Origin of the sequence: Nonomuraea sp. NPDC050643, from assembly GCF_040654715.1 — a bacterium.
Taxonomy (GTDB): domain Bacteria; phylum Actinomycetota; class Actinomycetes; order Streptosporangiales; family Streptosporangiaceae; genus Nonomuraea.
Window position 1 is genome coordinate 107,433 of record NZ_JBFAIM010000036.1, and the last position, 14,929, is coordinate 122,361.

The window sequence follows — 14,929 nt, forward strand, 5'->3', positions numbered from 1 at the left end:
GTAAGCCTTTCATCTGGTCGATCACCGCCGTCGCGGCACTCGTCCGGCAGTGCGCCTCGTCACCGCCTTGTCATGACATTTTGCAGGCTATGTCATGACGTCGCTGACGCTCGCACATCGCCGCCACGGACTTTCCCCGGGTAGCCCGCGGCAGCGCGGTGGTCAGGGGCAGGGCTGGTCGGCGCCGGTCACGGCGACCGCCGACCAGGCGGCCTGGACGGCGCGGTACTCGGCTCCGCACTGCCCGTAGAGTTCGCTCGCCGCGGCGAGCATCCCGGCGCGCGCGCCGGCGTAGTCGGTCGATGAGGTCCATTGCGTGGTCAGCGCGTGGAACCACAGGCGGGCGGCGGTGTCGCGGCCGACGCCGGTGACGGTGGCGCCGTCGCAGGTCGGGCTGTCGCCCCAGGCCGATGGGCCGCTGCCGTTGGCGAGCAGGAAGAAGGCGTGGTTGCCGACGCCGGAGGAGCGGTGCACGTCCAGGCTGCCGACGGTGGGCGACCAGCAGTCGGGGGACGCGCCGTCCCTGCTGGGCCGGTCCATGTAGCGCAGCGGCGCGGCCTTCCACACCTTCTCGCCCACCAGGTAGTCGGGCGTGTCGTTGGGGTTGGCGGCGAAGAACTCCACCAGGTTGCCGGCGATGTCGGCGGTGGCCTCGTTGAGCCCGCCGGACTCGCCGGTGTAGAAGAGCTTGGCGGTACGCGCGATCACCGAGTGGGTGGCCTCGTGCGCCACCACGTCGAGGGAGGTGTACGGGTTGGTGGTGACCCCGTTGCCGTCGCCGAAGCGCATGCAGTGGCACTGCGCGCTCCAGTAGGCGTTGGACAGCTTGTCGCCTTCGTGCACCCCGGCGTTCAGGGTGCTCGGCCCATCCGAGAAGTCGGAGTTCTCGACGAGGGTGTAGCCGAAGGTCTGCTTGTAGAAGTCGTACGTCACCGCGGCGCCCCACTGCACGTCCACGCCGTCCGTCTGCGGATTGCTCGGCTTGCCGTTGGCCCAGTCGCCGTCGGCGTCGGTGAAGTACCGCCGGGTGTCGGCGTCGTAGGTGCCGAAGGTGCCGCGCGTCGGGTCCTTCAGGATCCTCAGGGTCGACGTGCCGGACGTGGTGGTGGTGAGCGGCACGTCCCCGGAGTGGAAACCGTGACCGGTGTCGGCCTGTACGTCGTCGTAGGTGGTGCGCACCACGCCCGTCGCGGCGTCCACGAGCACGTGCAGGGCCGTGGGCAGGCCGTCCGGCCGGGTGCCGGTGACGAGCACGTCCCAGGCCGGCGCGGGCACACGGGCCGCGGCGGTGTCGCCGATCCCCTCGATCACCAGCCGCGGTGACCCGCTCGGCTCGTACGGGAAGCTCTTGGCCGCGATCGCCACGGCGGCCGGGCCGGACACCTGGGGCGTGGTGGACAGGGCGGTCAGCGGAGAGAGGGTACGGCTTTCCGGAGCCCGGTCCCCGTGCGTGATGACGTCTCCACCGAGCACGGGTAATCCCTGGTAGGTGCGGTCGTGGTGGATGTGCTCGACACCGTCGGGGCCGGTGACGGTGCGTACGGCGTGCAGTTCCTCGCCCGGAGCCGCGTACGCGGGCGGTGGGACGGCCACCAGGCCCGCCAGCATGACACCCGTCACCACAACGCTGGATAACCGCACATTTCCTCCGATCGCCCACCCAGGTGGGATGTACGGCGACACACCGAATGGCGGTCAAGGACCGTAATGCGAGATCTTGCCCGTCACCGTGACCATGGGTCAAGATCTTTGCACGGTCCGCCCCACCTCCCTGGAGGAGAGGGGTGAGGCAGCACGGTGACCGGCCCAGGTCTCCTGGCCCGTGGGCACATGGTGCATTCGTGACGTCGCTCGTGAACTGCTCCGCCTTGGCACACTGCTCCTATGCACAACGGACGACTCTTCACCATCGTGGGCGGGATTTTCGGTCTGATCGGGCTGGTGCTGCTCTGCGTCGGCATCGCGCTTGCCGCCTCCACGGCAAGCTTCCTCGGCTCGGCCGAACGGACCGACGGCACCGTGGTCTCGCTGATCGCACGGACCACCACGACCCGGGGGTCCGACGGCCATGCCCGCAGCGGCACGTCGTACTACCCGACCGTGGAGTTCGCCGTCGGCGGCAGGCGGTACACGTTCGTGAGTTCCACCGGTGGCAACCCGCCGTCCCACAAGGAGGGCGAGAGCGTACCCGTCGCCTACGACCCGGACGATCCGTCCGACGCGCGGATCGCGTCGTTCGGGTCGGCGTTCCTCGCTCCGCTGATCGTCGGCGGGCTGGGCGCGGTGTTCACCCCGATCGGGGCGGTCCTGTTCGTCAAGGGGCGGCGCATCGCCCGGTTGCGCGCCTGGCTCCGGGAGCAGGGCCGGCCGGTGTGGGCGGAGATCGAGCACGTGGGACGCGACTTCACCGTGCGGGTGACCAACCGGCACCCCTACGTCGTCCATGCGACGTGGCAGGATGAGCGCACCGGCCGGACGTACACCGCGACCAGCGACCACCTCCGCGACGACCCGGGCCCGCGCCTGCGGGGCCAGACCCGCGTTCGCGTGCTGTACGACGCGGCCGACCCGAGCCGCAACCTCGTTGATCTGGACGCGCGCCCATCCCTTCCCTGACGGGCCTGTCTACCGTGGCGTGTTTCGCAGTCCGCCGAGCGAGCTCCGGCATCAGGATGAACCTTGCCATGGCCTGGTGAAGCCGACATGAGGCGAGGCGCGACCGTCGGGGAACAACTGCTCGGCGTGGAAGGCGGCCTGAACGCCAGATCGGTGAACCGGCCCCTCTGAGGGCTCGCACGGTGTGCCTCCGCGAAGGGAGAAGAAGAGCCGAGTAACGCCTGGACCGGGTGGTGAGCGTCGTTCCTTCCCTCGGCAACCGGCCGGCCCGCCGGTCATGGTGCCGACCGTCCGTGAGAGGCGACCGGTCGACATGACGCTCTGGCGCACGAGCGCCGACGTGGATCACACGGCTTCGTTCTGGACGAGGCCGTGGAGGTCCTGGAGGTGACGCCGCCGCCCGGGTCCTACCCTCGGTGGCCGGTTGCCTCGCCGGCCACGCACCCGCCTGACCTGGGTCTTAACGATGTGCTCACGCTGCCCGAGCATGCTCCGACCACAGGTGCGCATCGAGCGCCATCGGGGACCGAAAGGGAAGCCGCGTATGTCAAGGGCAGTGGTGAACGGCGTCGTGCTGGAAGGCGACGTCGACGGGATCACGATCGTCAAAGGGTACTTCGGGCGAAAGAAGAAGAGGTGCATCAAGGGCTTCGGGATCTGCAAGGTGCGGGGGTTCCCGCCGTCCATCGAGGATGACCTGGGCCCTCTGGAGCGCCAGATCGCCGAGCCGCACGAGGACTTCTACGCCGCGTTCCTCCTCGACCCGGAGGAGGCCGTGATGGAGATCCGGTTCCTGGAGCCGATCCCCCACTTCGAGACCGACTTCTTCGTGGACGAGGGGTACGCGGGTGTCGAACGCCTCCTCCGCGACCTGTGCGGCTACCAGCAGATCCTGCCCACACTCGGTCAGTACCGCGCCCACCACGAACCGGACGCCCCCCACGGCGTCGTCACCCTCGACGTGTTGCTGGGACGCAGGAAGTGACAGAAATGACCCGCGCCCCTCATGCGACACGCCGGTGGACAGCCGGACCGGCCGCGGTGGCTCAGTGCGATCCAGACCCGATCAGCTCGTGGAGCTGCTGAGTCACGGGATCGTACGGGCGAGCGGCGAAGGTGATGCGCAGCCAGCCGTCGGCGTCGACTTGGAGGAGATCGTCGCGGATGGTCGGGTCGGCACCGCGCTCCAGGAGCAGGCGGATCACGGGGAGACGACCGCCCGGGATCGCCCAGTGCAGGCCGGTACGCCCGAGGTAGGGCGCGACGTCGGGGTGGACGCCGCGATCGAGGAACCAGCGTACGACCTCGGTCCGGCCGTGCTGGCAGGCATGGACGAACGCCTCCCCCACGATCTCCTCCGGATCATCGCTCGGCGGCAGCCGAGACGGAAAGCCCGCCCCGGTGTCGGCCAGGTCGGGGCGCGCCGGGGCGGCGTCCGGCCGGAGCCTGCCGTCCGCGTCGAAACAGGCCCGCACCAGGTCCAGCCGGCCGCAGGCGGCATACGTCCACAGCGCCTGCGGGACGACTCCGTACCTGGCGAGCAGGTCGACGACCTCCGTGTTGCCGTGGTAGACGGCGTTCTCCAGCGGAGTGATGCCCCATTTCCGGGCGCCAGGGTCGGCGCCGGCGTCGAGCAGCAGGCGCACGTAGGCGAGCCGGTCGAAGCGGGCCGCCCAGGTGAGCGGGAGATCCAGGTCGGTGGCCTTGCCGAGCAGGACCTCGACTGCGGCGCGCGGCACGCCGAGCTCCTTGTCGAGCCGGACACCGGGGATCGCCTCGGGGCCGGCGAGCAGGCGCAGCAGGGTGTCGGCCTGCTCCGCGGTCAGACCGGCCAGCCGATCGGCATCGCCGGCCAGCAGGGCTTCGGCCTCGCGGCGCAACTGCCGCCGCCGCTCCCGGCGTTCGCCGCGATCGCGCCGGGATTTCTCGGTGAACGACACGAGCTCCCGCCAGGTGGGGAAGCCGAGCTCCCGCGCGATGACCAGCCGCGCGTCGCGAAGCTCGACGGTCGCGGCCGTGCTCGCCGCCGTGGTGGCGGTCGTGGCCGTGGTGGCGTGCCGGGGCACGTAAGCCCGTAACCGCCGCAGCGCGCGGGGGTCGGCGCGGCGCAACTCGACGAGGAGGGCATCGGCCATCGCGGCGTAGATGCCCGGTCTTACCCCCATGAGGCGGGAGACCGGCCGTTCTTCGGTGGTGCCGCGGCTTTCGACGTGTACGCGGAACTCGGCCCAGGTCCGGAATCCGTGTTCCTGGGCGAGGACGAACAGGGCGTCGCTGAGCAGGAACCGCTCGGCGGCTCGACCGCCCAGCACGTCGGCGACCCGGGCTTCGGCCGTCGTGTCGGCCGTCGTGTCGCCCGCCGCGTACGCGTGATGCAGGTGTTTGGCCTGCTTGCGGTAGTACTCCAGGTTCGGATGGACCGGCAGCTCGAAATGGCGATCGGACATCGCGACCTCCTTCGTCGCCGAGGTCCGCTTGCCCGGCCGGAAAGAGGTGGGTCCTGTCCGGTGCGCTGACGTGCTGGTCGAGGTGGGAAAATCCCTGCCCGCGGACTGGCAGCGCCCTCGCACGCTCCCTTCAGAGTAGTGATCGCCTCCGCGTGGAGGCAACCGTCAGGAGGCGTCGAAGAGTCGACCTTCTCCCCGGGCACATGGCCAGACGGTCAGCGGAGCCCGAGCCGGCCCAGCATGCCGAGCTGGTCGCTGCTCCCCCACCGCTCCACCGGCTTGCCGTCGGCGAAGCGGCTGATCTGCATGCCGCGGAAACCGACCTTCTTGCCGGTGGCGGGGTGGCCCATGAGATCGCCCAGGTGGGTGCCGCTGATGGTGTGCTCGTCCTCTGTGGCGATCAGGTGCTCGATCTCGACGTGCAGGTCCGGGAACGCGGTGCGCATCTCGGCGAACAGCGCCTTGTAGCCCTCGGGGCCCGGCCCCTGCCCCGGCGCGGGATCGTGGTCCACGGCATGCTACGCGCGAGCAAGGGAAAGATCACATAGATGCTAACGATCAAGGCATGGAAGGGATGCGTCCACCGGCCAGGGCAGCCGGGGCTGGGCCAACGGGGCGTGCCCGCGCCGCAGCCCGACCGGTGGTGTGGCTGCCGTCCGGAGGTGGAAGGCCGTCTGGGACGGCTCCCCCGGCCGGAAATTGCTTTGCCACGTTGCGCCGCCCGTGCGAGGCTCCGCTGTGGGTTGGGCTCAGCGTAGGAGGCGTGGGTGAGCAGGTCCTCGATCTTGAATGTGACGTTCGATTGCTCCGACGCCGAGTCCATGGCGCGTTTCTGGAGCGAGGTCACCCGCTGGCCCCGCTCGAAAGTCGAGATGCCGGGCAACCCCTTCTGGTGGGTGGGCCCCGAAGGTGACGTCTACCCTCACCTCGTCTTCGTCGAGGTGCCGGAGCCGAAGCGCACCAAGAATCGCGTTCACCTCGATCTCATGCCACACGACGGATCACAGGATCAGGAAGTCGTCCGGCTCCAATCGTTGGGTGCACGCATCGTGGACGACCGCCGGGGCGTCAATCCTGGCGGGTGGGTCATGATGGCCGACATCGAGGGCAACGAGTTCTGCGTCGAGGGCGACGAGTAGCCGGGGCCACGCCCGCCACCTCGAGTGCCCCGGATTGGCCGGCCCGATGATGATCATCCCGGGCGGTCGTGATGCGGGTGCTTCCCGCGAACCCTGACGAAAGTAAGGGCGCGAGCTGGCCTTTCGGGCATGTCAGGCACAACCGCGTCGTTCCTACAGTGCTGCCCATGATCAGAACCCGCCGCGACGCCGCGGCCGTCCTTCTCAGCCTGACGCTCTCCTTGCCTGTGTCGGCAGCCGCGACATCGTCGCCCGCCTCCGCGGCCGCTACAACCGCCGCTTTCCTGAGCACGTCCGACGTGCGTTTCGCCATCCCTCGCCCCACCGGGCGGTACGACGTCGGGCGCGACACCCTGCATCTCGTCGACGGCGACCGCCGCGACCTGTGGGTGCCCACGGCCGGCGCGCGCGAGCTGATGGTGTCGATGTACTACCCGGCCGGCACCGGCGGGAGCGCCGCACCGTACATGGGCGTCGACGAGGCCCGTCTCCTCCTGAAGGGACAGAAGCTCGACACCGTCCTGCCGGCCGAACGCCTCGCCGACGTCCGCACGAACGCACGCGTCGGCGCCCGTCCCGTCGGCGGCAGGCACCCCCTGATCGTGCTCTCCCCCGGTTTCACCCTCAACCGCGCCACCCTGACCACGCTCGCCGAAGACCTCGCCTCGAAGGGCAACGTCGTCGCACTCGTGGACCACGCCTACGAGTCGTTCGGCACGACTTTCCCGGGCGGCCGCACCCTGACCTGCGTCGCGTGCGAGATGGTGGAGAAGGCCCCCACCGATGAGGCGGAGAAGGAGCTGCTGGCCAAGGCCGCCGTCAACCGGGCGGCCGACATCTCCTTCGTCATCGACCGGCTGACCCGCCCTGCGGGGGCCGCCTGGAAGCGCCGACAGATGATCGACCCCCGCCGGATCGGCGCCGCCGGTCATTCGCTCGGCGGCAACGCCGCAGCCAGCGTCATGGCCGGTGACCCCCGCGTACGCGCCGGGGTGGACATGGACGGCACGTTCTTCGCCCCGGTTCCCGTCTCCGGCCTCGGCAGGCGTCCCTTTCTCATGCTCGGCACCAAGGCCCAGCACTCGCCCGGCTCCGCCGACACCACCTGGCTCCGCGACTGGAACCGTCTGGACGGCTGGAAGCGCTGGCTGACCGTGGCCGACTCCGGCCACTTCACCTTCATCGACCTGCCCATCCTGGGTGAACAAGCCGGGATCACCGACCCCAAGGCACCGCTGTCGGGAAAGCGGTCGGGCGAGATCACCACGGCGTACGTGGGCGCCTTCTTCGACCGGCACCTACACGGCGCACACCGGCCCCTGCTGGACGGCCCGACCCCCGCCAACCCTGAAGTCACCTTCCAGAATCCCTGAGATCGAGTGGAGGCGCCGGCCATACCCGCCATGCGCCGGCGCCGACGAGGAGCGGCGAATGCGTGGGCCGGGACCTGCGCGAATGGCGACGCTCCGGCCTGCTGTTGGTGGAGTCGCGCCGCAGGTGGGTCACTTCGACTCCAGGCGCCCCAGCGGGTGGGAATCGCCGGCGAGGGTGGTTCGGGCCGCTTCCCAGCCGCCGCTGTCGACGCCGGTGACGTGGCGCAGGTAGACGAGGGTGACCTGCTGGACCAGGGCGACACGTTCAGGGTTCTCGTCGGTGGTCTCCGTGACCTCGTACCCGGAGATGCCGCCGAGGGAGTGCCGGCCGCCGAAGAGCGTGAGCAGGCTCTTGTTCCCTCGGCTGAGGGTGTACGGGTCGATGGTCCAGGCCGCTCCCCGGGTGGACAGGGGGAGTTCGTCCCTGTCGCCGGCGACGACGAGTCCGGGTGCGGTGATGTGTGAGAAGTCCTGGTCGCGCAGCCAGGGAAGGTTGTCGTGGGCGAAGGGGGTCAGGTCGGCCCCGCCCTTGCCCGCCGTGGCCAGTTGGATGCTCGCCATGACGCGAGGGTCGGACATGTCCTGCGCGATCCCGGTCCGCGGATCGACGACGCGCAGGCCCACGAGGATGCCTGCCGTCTGGCCGCCGAAGGAATGCCCGGCCGCGACGATGCGACCGTGGTCCACCCGGCCGGCCAGGCCGGGCACGGCGGCCTCCAGCGCGTCGAGGTGGTCGAGGATGCGCCTCATGTCCTGGACGCGGTAGCGCCACAGCCGGGGCTTGCGGGCGTCGTCCTCGGCGAGGCGCAGCCTCTTGGAGTCGAGGTGGGTGGTCTGGATCACCACGAAGCCGTGAGCGGCCCAGTGGTCGACCAGCGGTGCGTAGCCGTCCAGGTTCGAGCCGAACCCGTGCGCGAAGAGGACGATCGGCAGGTCGTGTCCGGTGACCGGGGCGGAGACGCGGACGGGCTGGTCCTCGCCGCGTCGCGGTGCGGGCAACACGATCGGCTTGACCGACACGATCGGGGCGGACGCGGGGCTCGTGAGACCGGTCGTCTCGAAAACGGTCATGAGTGGGCTTCTTTCAGTTGTGGTGCAGGTCGAAGGGGCCGCGGGAGTCGGTGCCCGTGGGTTACGCTAAAACCTGACGTTGACGTCAGAGGCAAGGGGCGTGACGTACGTCACGAGGGGGAGAAGATGCGCGTCGGAGAGCTCGCCGCCCGAACCGGCGTCAGTGTGCGTGCGCTGCGCTACTACGAAGAGCAGCATCTGCTTGCCGCCGAGCGCAGCCCCAGTGGCCAGCGCCACTACCCGGAGAGCGCGGTCGACCGGGTCGAGCTCATCCAGCAGCTCTACGCCGCCGGGCTCTCCAGCAAGACGATCGTCGAGCTCATGCCGTGCGTCCTCGACGGCCGCGCCACTCCCGAGCTGCTCAGGCGATTGGCCGTGGAGCGCGACCGCATCGGCCGGCGCATCACCGATCTGACACACGCCCTGGAACGACTCGACTCCGTCGTCACCGCCGCCGGCGCCAACCTGCTCACAGGCAGGTCCTGCCGGCCGGAGGCCCGTGAGGAACCGCGTCCGTCTCGATCTCCAGGCACTTGACGGTACGGCCGACGGGTTACCGGCAGGGCGGCCGGTACGCCAGGTCCGGCAGGTAGCGCCGCCACTCCCCCTGCGTGATCGCGGGGAACACCAGCGCGCAGACGTCCCGGGCGGCCCGGCCCGGGTCGGTGCCCCACAGGCGGACCGTCGAGTCCTCGCCGCCGGTGGCCAGGACCGCCCCGCCGGGCGCGAAGGCCACCGCGTTCACCGTGCCGGCATGGCCGGTGAGCGCGGCCGAGGCGAGCGGCCGCGCCGGGTCGGCCACGTCCCAGAGCCGGGCCGTGCCGTCGTTGCTCCCGGTCGCCAGCACGCGCCCGCCGGCCTGGAAGGCCACCCCCGTCACGCTGTCGGTGTGTGCGCCGAGCACCGCCTCGGGCGCCGGGCGGGAGGTGTCGTCCACCCGCCACAGCCGGGCGGTGCGGTCGGCGCCGCCGGAGGCGAGGACACGCCCGTCGTCGCGGAACCCCAGCGCGAGCACGCTCTTGTCGTGCGCCCGTACGGCGGCGAGCGAACGCGGGCGCCCTGGGTCCGCCACGTCCCACAGCCGCACGGTGTGATCGCCGCCGCCCGAGGCGAGCACCCGGCCGCCCGGGGCGAACGCCAGCGCGTGGACGGCGTCGCCGTGCCCGGTGGCGCGGGTGAGCAGGTGGGGACGGGCCGGGTCGGCGATGTTCCACAGCCCGATGTCGAACTTCTCGCCCGCGACGGCGAGAGTGCGCCCGTCGGGGGCGAGCGCCACGGCGAACACGTTGCGGGTCCCGGCGTCCCACAGCTTCAGGAGTCGCGGCCGGGCGGGATCGCCCACGTCCCACAGGGCCACGGTGAAATCGAGGCTCCCGGTGGCCATGAGCCGCCCGTCCCGGGAGAAGGCAATGGCGGTGACGCTGTTCGGCTGGGCGTCCAGGACGGCGAGCGGGCGGGCGTGCCCGGAGCCGGAGACCTCCCACAGCCTGGTCTTCTTGTAGCTGCCCGTGGCGAGGACACGGCCGTCGGGGCGGTAGGCGAGCGCCGCCACCTGGCCGTTCTGGCCGGCCAGGATCGGCCGGCGCAGATCCCACAGCCGGATGGCGTCGTCCCCGCCGCCGGTGGCGAGGGAGGCCCCGTCGGGGTGGAAGGCGACCGTGTAGACGGTGCCGGAGTGCCCCGCCAGCACGGCGGAGTTGCGGTCATCCGCGCCCTTCGGGTCGGATATGTCCCACAACCGTACGGTGCGGTCGTAGCTGCCGGTGGCCAGCGTGCGCCCGTCGGGGCCGAACGCGATCGCGACGACGCCGTTCTCGTGCCCGGTCAGCGTGGCGAGGTGGCGGACGCGCCGGGGGTCGCTGAAGTCCCACAAGCGCACGGTGTTGTCGAAGGCGCCCGTCGCCAGCAGCCGTCCGTCGCGGCTGATGGCGGCGGCCAGCACGTTGCCGGTGTGGCCGGTCAGGTCGGGCAGGCGTCGCGGACGGGGCGGGTCGGCGACGTCCCAGACGGACACCCGCTCGGCGAAGGCGGTGACGACCATGGTCCGGCCGTCCGGGCTGAAGGTCACCGCGGACAGGGGCGCGGGGCCGGCGTCCAGCGTGGCCAGCGGGCTGGGGCGGCGCGGGTCCGTGACGTCCCACAGCCGCGCCGTACGGTCGTAACCGACCGTCGCCACGGTGCGGCCGTCAGAGGTGAAGGCCACGCCGATGATGCCCTCCGTGTGCCCGGCCAGTGTCGCGACGGGCACCGGGCCGCCGGGCGCGGTCATGTCCCACAGGCGCGCGGTCTTGTCGTTGCCGCCGGTGACGAAGGTACGGCCGTCGGGGCTGAACGCCGCCGCGGCGAGGCCGGCCGGATCGCCGGTCGCCGTGGCCTGCGCGGCCGGGCGGAGCCGGTCGGTGACGTCCCACAGCCGTAGCGTCCCGTCGAGGCTGACGCTGGCCAGGCGTCGCCCGTCGGGGCTGAACTCCGCCGCGTAGACGGCGTCGGTGTGCTCGCCGACCACCGTGGCGTACGGGTTGCCGAGCGCGCTGAGCAGGGCGCCGCGGGACTCGGGGGTCGGGGTGACCCGGTGGGCGGCGAGGGCGAGCTGTGCGGCCAGCGCCGGATTGCCGGCCCGCAGCGCGACGGCGTCGCCGGCCACCTTGCCCGACAGCACCGTGTCGCGCTGCCGGCCCGCCAGCAGTTGCTGGCGCACCGCGACCACGACGGCGGTGCCGGTGAGGACCAGTAGCACGGCCAGGACGGCGGCCAGCAGGCGCAGGCGGCGGGCTCCGCGGCGCTCGGCGTCCGCCTGCGCGCGCTCCAGGGTCAGGGAGGCGGCCAGGAACTCGCGGGCCAGCCGGCCGGGTGCGGTGTGGCCGCCGACGCGTTCGGCCCATTCGCGGGCGACGGCCAGGCGCGTCCCCCGGTACAGGACGTCGGGCGTTCGTTCGGCCCGGTGCCAGGTGGACGCGGCGGCGGCGAGGTCGCGTCCGACGGTCAGCCCGGCCCGGTCCTCCTCCAGCCAGGATCTCAGCTCGGGCCAGGCGGACAGCAGCGCCTCATGGCTGATCCGCACGCTCTCCGCGTCGGCCGTGATCAGGCGTTCGGCGACGAACCGGTCGAGCACGTCCTCGATCTCGGCGGCCTGCGCGCCGTCGTCCGGGCCCGGGAGCAGCTCGGCGAGCAGTTCGGGGAGCCGGAGGCGGCGGCGGGTGATCGCGGTGTCGGGGGCGATGTGGGCCAGGGTGAGGAACAGCCGCCGCGCCAGGGCCTGTCGCGGCTCGGTCAGCGACTTGTAGACCTTGCCGGCGGTCTCCGCGACGGCGCCGTCGATGCCGCCGGCCTCGTGGTACGCGGCGATGGTCAGCCTGCGTCCCTGGCTCTTGCGCCAGGTGGACCACAGGGCGTGGGACACCAGCGGGAGGGCGCCGGCCTCGTGCGCCTCGCCGTTGCCGCCGCCGGGTGGCGCGACCTCGCGCAGCACCAGCTCGACCAGGCCCTTTTCGAGTTCGACGCCGGCCTTGAGCGCCGGTTTCTCGATGGCGTCGCGTAACTCGCGCTCGTTCATGGGGCCGATGGTGACCTGCCTGTCCTGCAGCGCGGCGAGGAGCGCCGGGTGGTGTATCGCGTGGGCGTAGAAGTCGGCGCGCAGGCCGAGCACCACCGGACCGGCGGCGGTGGCCGCGCACACCGCGTCGATGAACCGGCGCTGCTCCGCGGCGTCTTCGCAGAGGGTGAAGACCTCCTCGAACTGGTCCACGATCAGCACGTCCGGGCGGGGGTCCTGCGACGCGGCGAGGGCGTCGAGCGGGCGGGCGCCGGGGGTGAACGTCTCGACCCGCCGGCCGGCGTCGGCGAGTCGTGCCGCCACGCCCGCTTCGAGGAGCGAGGACTTGCCCGATCCCGAGGCGCCGACCACGATCAAGGGCTGGGCGGGCGCGGGTGATCGGGTCAACTCGGCGATCAGTCGCGCGGTCACCGTCTCGCGCCCGAAGAACCACTCGGTGTGCCCGCGCCCGAAGCCGTGCAGACCTCGGTACGGCTCCGGGCCGGCGGGACGGGGGCCGGGCTGGCGGCGCACGCGCAGCCAGGCCGCCAGCCACTGCTCCAGGGCGGCGGCGTCGGTGACCCCGCACGCGCGCAGCACCTTGACCAGCAGCTCGCGGGAGGAGGTGGCGGGCAGGCCGCGGCCCGCGAGCCAGTCGCCGATGGTGCCGCTCTGCCCGCCGACGGCCGCGGCGAGGGCGCGCACGGAGATGCCGGCGCGTTCGCGCAGCCGGCTGAGCGCCGCGGCGAACTCCTCGCGGGTGGTGATGAGGGCGGGGCCGGGAGGATCGTCGGGGGACGGCGGCCGCTGCTGCATCGAGCGTCTCCTGAGGTCCTCTCGGGAACAATGCCGCCGCCCATGCTAATCGGCCCTGTACGGAGTTGTACGGGTAATTCTCCGCCACCGCATTGAGCGCCCGGCGCGATGTTGAATTTTGTCATGAAGGCATATGGGCGGGGTTACGGCATGCGGTCGGGTGGGGGCGTCGCGAGGCTTCTGCCCGGCAAATAGGGGCACGGACAGAAAGCAACCATCCGGCCTTTCCGGAAATGTCGTTAAAAGCGGTCATATGCCACTGGTATAGCGCGAAGAAAGCGGGTGACGATGGACCTTGAGGTGCTGACCCTCGCCGGGACGGCGGCGCAGGCCCTGGTGCAGGCGATGGTCTCGGACGGCTGGACGAGCGGGCGGGCCAGGATCGCCCGGATCCTGGGCGGCGGCGATCCGGAGCAGGTGCCGGCTGTGGAGGCGGAGCTGGAGCGGTACGGCCAGGCGCTGCGCGACAGCGCGATCCCCGCGTCCGTCATGGCGGGCCACTGGCAGGGGCGGATCGTCGAGCTGCTGACGAGGCGGCCGGAATACGCGGGCGAGATCGCGGGCCTGCTCCGCGACCTCCAGGACGGCGCCGCGGGCGCGACGAACGTACGCATCGGCGGCCACAACAACGGAAACCTGATCATCGGCGATCACAACGTCGCCCGCATCCGCCGCTCGGAGGGGCGATGACGCCGCCGGGCCGCCCGGCCGCCGCGAAAGAACCATCTGGTGGGGGAATCGGAGGAGAAGTGACAGCGCGAAACGCCGTCCAGGTGAGCATCGGCGGTGATAACAACGGACCCGTGCTCGTGGGCGACAACATCACCGTCCAGTACACCGAGGAGCGTACGATCCTCGGCGAGCGCGAGGGAGGCCCGATCCCGGTGCGCAAGCGGGAGCATCCCGACCCACGCTGGCTGCCGCCGAGCGCCGGGGACCTCGTCGGCCGGGACCGGGACCTGGCGCGCATCCGCGGCCGGCTCGCCGAGCGCAGCGCGCCCGTTCTCGTCCACGGGCCGCCGGGCATCGGCAAGTCGGCGGTGCTGAGCCGGATCGCCCGCGACGAGGCGGACGCCGGCGAGGACGTCGTCTACCTGTCGGCCGCCGGGCTGGAGACCGAGGACATCGTCCAGGAGCTGTTCGAGGCCTGCTACGACAGCCCCGGCCACCTGCCGTCGCCCAAACGGCTGCGCCAGTTGATGGGCAGGGTGCGGGCGCTCGTCGTGATCGACGGCTACGAGGGCTCGGCCGAGTCGCTGGAGCGACTGCTCGACGCCACTCCCGGCATCGGCCTGCTCCTCTCCTCGACACGGCGGCTCCTGGGCGCGGAGGGCTACGTCCTCCCGCTCGGCGGCCTGGCGGAGGCCGACGCCATCACCCTGACCATGGCCGAGGCGGCCGGATCCGCCGCGGACCCGGCCGGCACGATGACCGATGAGGAGGCCGCCGCCGTCCGGGAGCTGTGCCGGGCCGCGAACGGTCATCCGAGGACGCTCCTCCAGGCGGCCGCCCTGATGCGCGCGTCCGGTGTGCTGTCCGTGGCGGCCGACCCGGACACCGCCGCCCGCGCCCTGGTCGCGTCCCTGGACGGCGACGCGTCCGCGGCGGCCCGCGCGCTGGCCGCATTGCCCGGCGTGCCGGTCTCCGCGCCGGTGCTCGCCGCACTGGCCGCCCTCCCCTCCCCGGTCGAGGCGGACGCCGCGCTCGCCGGGCTAAGGCGGCTGCGCCTGGCCGAACCCACCGGCCCCGGCCACATCCTGTCGGCCGGCACGTCGGTCCCGCAGGGCAGGCAGGAAGCGGCCGGCTACGCCACCCGGCTCACCGCCTGGGTCCGGGCGGCGCCCCCCCCCCGCGGCGCCCGGGTCGCCCCGCCCCGGGGCGGGGGCCGAGCCGAAACTCAAGCGCACCGCCAAAGTCAGCACCAAGCGGAGGAAT

12 protein-coding genes are annotated in these 14,929 nt (G+C 71.9%); 7 read left to right on the forward strand and 5 right to left on the reverse strand.

Translation table 11 applies throughout. The features are described 5' to 3' along the window. Positions 1-162: 162 nt before the first annotated feature. Positions 163-1,620 (reverse strand): M4 family metallopeptidase, encoded by a 1,458-nt coding sequence (locus tag AB0I15_RS37955; protein WP_358106772.1) that lies wholly within the window; start codon positions 1,618-1,620, stop codon positions 163-165. A gap of 264 nt (positions 1,621-1,884) precedes the next feature. Between AB0I15_RS37955 and AB0I15_RS37960 the strand changes: the two genes are divergently transcribed. Beyond that, positions 1,885-2,616: a DUF3592 domain-containing protein gene (locus AB0I15_RS37960; protein WP_358106775.1), complete on the forward strand. Its 732-nt coding sequence runs from the start codon at positions 1,885-1,887 to the stop codon at positions 2,614-2,616. Positions 2,617-3,160: 544 nt separating this feature from the next. Next, on the forward strand, positions 3,161-3,601 hold the full coding sequence (locus AB0I15_RS37965; protein WP_358106778.1) for a hypothetical protein: 441 nt from the start codon (positions 3,161-3,163) through the stop codon (positions 3,599-3,601). Positions 3,602-3,662: 61 nt separating this feature from the next. Here AB0I15_RS37965 and AB0I15_RS37970 read toward each other — a convergent pair whose 3' ends face one another. Then, positions 3,663-5,063 carry an ankyrin repeat domain-containing protein gene (locus AB0I15_RS37970; protein ID WP_358106781.1) on the reverse strand — a complete coding sequence of 467 codons (1,401 nt, stop codon included), beginning with the start codon at positions 5,061-5,063 and terminating at the stop codon, positions 3,663-3,665. 215 nt (positions 5,064-5,278) lie between these two features. Next, complete coding sequence (locus tag AB0I15_RS37975) at positions 5,279-5,575, reverse strand: ester cyclase (protein WP_358106784.1); 297 nt, start codon at positions 5,573-5,575, stop codon at positions 5,279-5,281. Positions 5,576-5,830: 255 nt separating this feature from the next. Between AB0I15_RS37975 and AB0I15_RS37980 the strand changes: the two genes are divergently transcribed. Together AB0I15_RS37980 and AB0I15_RS37985 are read left to right on the forward strand one after the other, a co-directional pair. Continuing rightward, a complete protein-coding gene (locus AB0I15_RS37980; protein ID WP_358106787.1) occupies positions 5,831-6,202 on the forward strand; it encodes a VOC family protein in 372 nt (123 codons plus the stop codon). A 167-nt stretch (positions 6,203-6,369) separates the two neighbouring features. Continuing rightward, positions 6,370-7,575 carry an alpha/beta hydrolase gene (locus AB0I15_RS37985; RefSeq protein WP_358106790.1) on the forward strand — a complete coding sequence of 402 codons (1,206 nt, stop codon included), beginning with the start codon at positions 6,370-6,372 and terminating at the stop codon, positions 7,573-7,575. A 129-nt stretch (positions 7,576-7,704) separates the two neighbouring features. Here the strand turns inward: AB0I15_RS37985 and AB0I15_RS37990 are convergent, their stop codons facing one another. After that, on the reverse strand, positions 7,705-8,646 hold the full coding sequence (locus AB0I15_RS37990) for a chlorophyllase (protein WP_358106793.1): 942 nt from the start codon (positions 8,644-8,646) through the stop codon (positions 7,705-7,707). Positions 8,647-8,772: 126 nt separating this feature from the next. On the opposite strand from AB0I15_RS37990, the gene AB0I15_RS37995 reads away from it, so the two are divergent. Next, the gene (locus AB0I15_RS37995) at positions 8,773-9,183 is read left to right on the forward strand and encodes a MerR family transcriptional regulator (protein WP_358106796.1); all 411 of its coding nucleotides are present in this window, start codon (positions 8,773-8,775) and stop codon (positions 9,181-9,183) included. A gap of 16 nt (positions 9,184-9,199) precedes the next feature. Here the strand turns inward: AB0I15_RS37995 and AB0I15_RS38000 are convergent, their stop codons facing one another. Further along, positions 9,200-12,994 carry a helix-turn-helix domain-containing protein gene (locus AB0I15_RS38000; RefSeq protein WP_358106799.1) on the reverse strand — a complete coding sequence of 1,265 codons (3,795 nt, stop codon included), beginning with the start codon at positions 12,992-12,994 and terminating at the stop codon, positions 9,200-9,202. A gap of 282 nt (positions 12,995-13,276) precedes the next feature. Here AB0I15_RS38000 and AB0I15_RS38005 point away from each other — a divergent pair, with 282 nt between their 5' ends. Both AB0I15_RS38005 and AB0I15_RS38010 read left to right on the forward strand, forming a co-directional pair. Next, positions 13,277-13,684: a hypothetical protein gene (locus AB0I15_RS38005; RefSeq protein ID WP_358106802.1), complete on the forward strand. Its 408-nt coding sequence runs from the start codon at positions 13,277-13,279 to the stop codon at positions 13,682-13,684. A gap of 59 nt (positions 13,685-13,743) precedes the next feature. Continuing rightward, positions 13,744-14,929 (forward strand): ATP-binding protein (locus AB0I15_RS38010; protein WP_358106805.1); only part of this gene is annotated, 1,186 nt, incomplete at its 3' end.

Bases quoted from the DNA above. Each gene is read 5' to 3' on its own strand.
- AB0I15_RS37995 (WP_358106796.1), top strand. From the start codon at position 8,773: ATGCGCGTCGGAGAGCTCGCCGCCCGAACCGGCGTCAGTGTGCGTGCG.
- AB0I15_RS37965 (WP_358106778.1), top strand. From the start codon at position 3,161: ATGTCAAGGGCAGTGGTGAACGGCGTCGTGCTGGAAGGCGACGTCGAC.
- AB0I15_RS38000 (WP_358106799.1), bottom strand. From the start codon at position 12,994: ATGCAGCAGCGGCCGCCGTCCCCCGACGATCCTCCCGGCCCCGCCCTC.
- AB0I15_RS37960 (WP_358106775.1), top strand. From the start codon at position 1,885: ATGCACAACGGACGACTCTTCACCATCGTGGGCGGGATTTTCGGTCTG.
- AB0I15_RS37990 (WP_358106793.1), bottom strand. From the start codon at position 8,646: ATGACCGTTTTCGAGACGACCGGTCTCACGAGCCCCGCGTCCGCCCCG.
- AB0I15_RS37985 (WP_358106790.1), top strand. From the start codon at position 6,370: ATGATCAGAACCCGCCGCGACGCCGCGGCCGTCCTTCTCAGCCTGACG.
- AB0I15_RS37970 (WP_358106781.1), bottom strand. From the start codon at position 5,063: ATGTCCGATCGCCATTTCGAGCTGCCGGTCCATCCGAACCTGGAGTAC.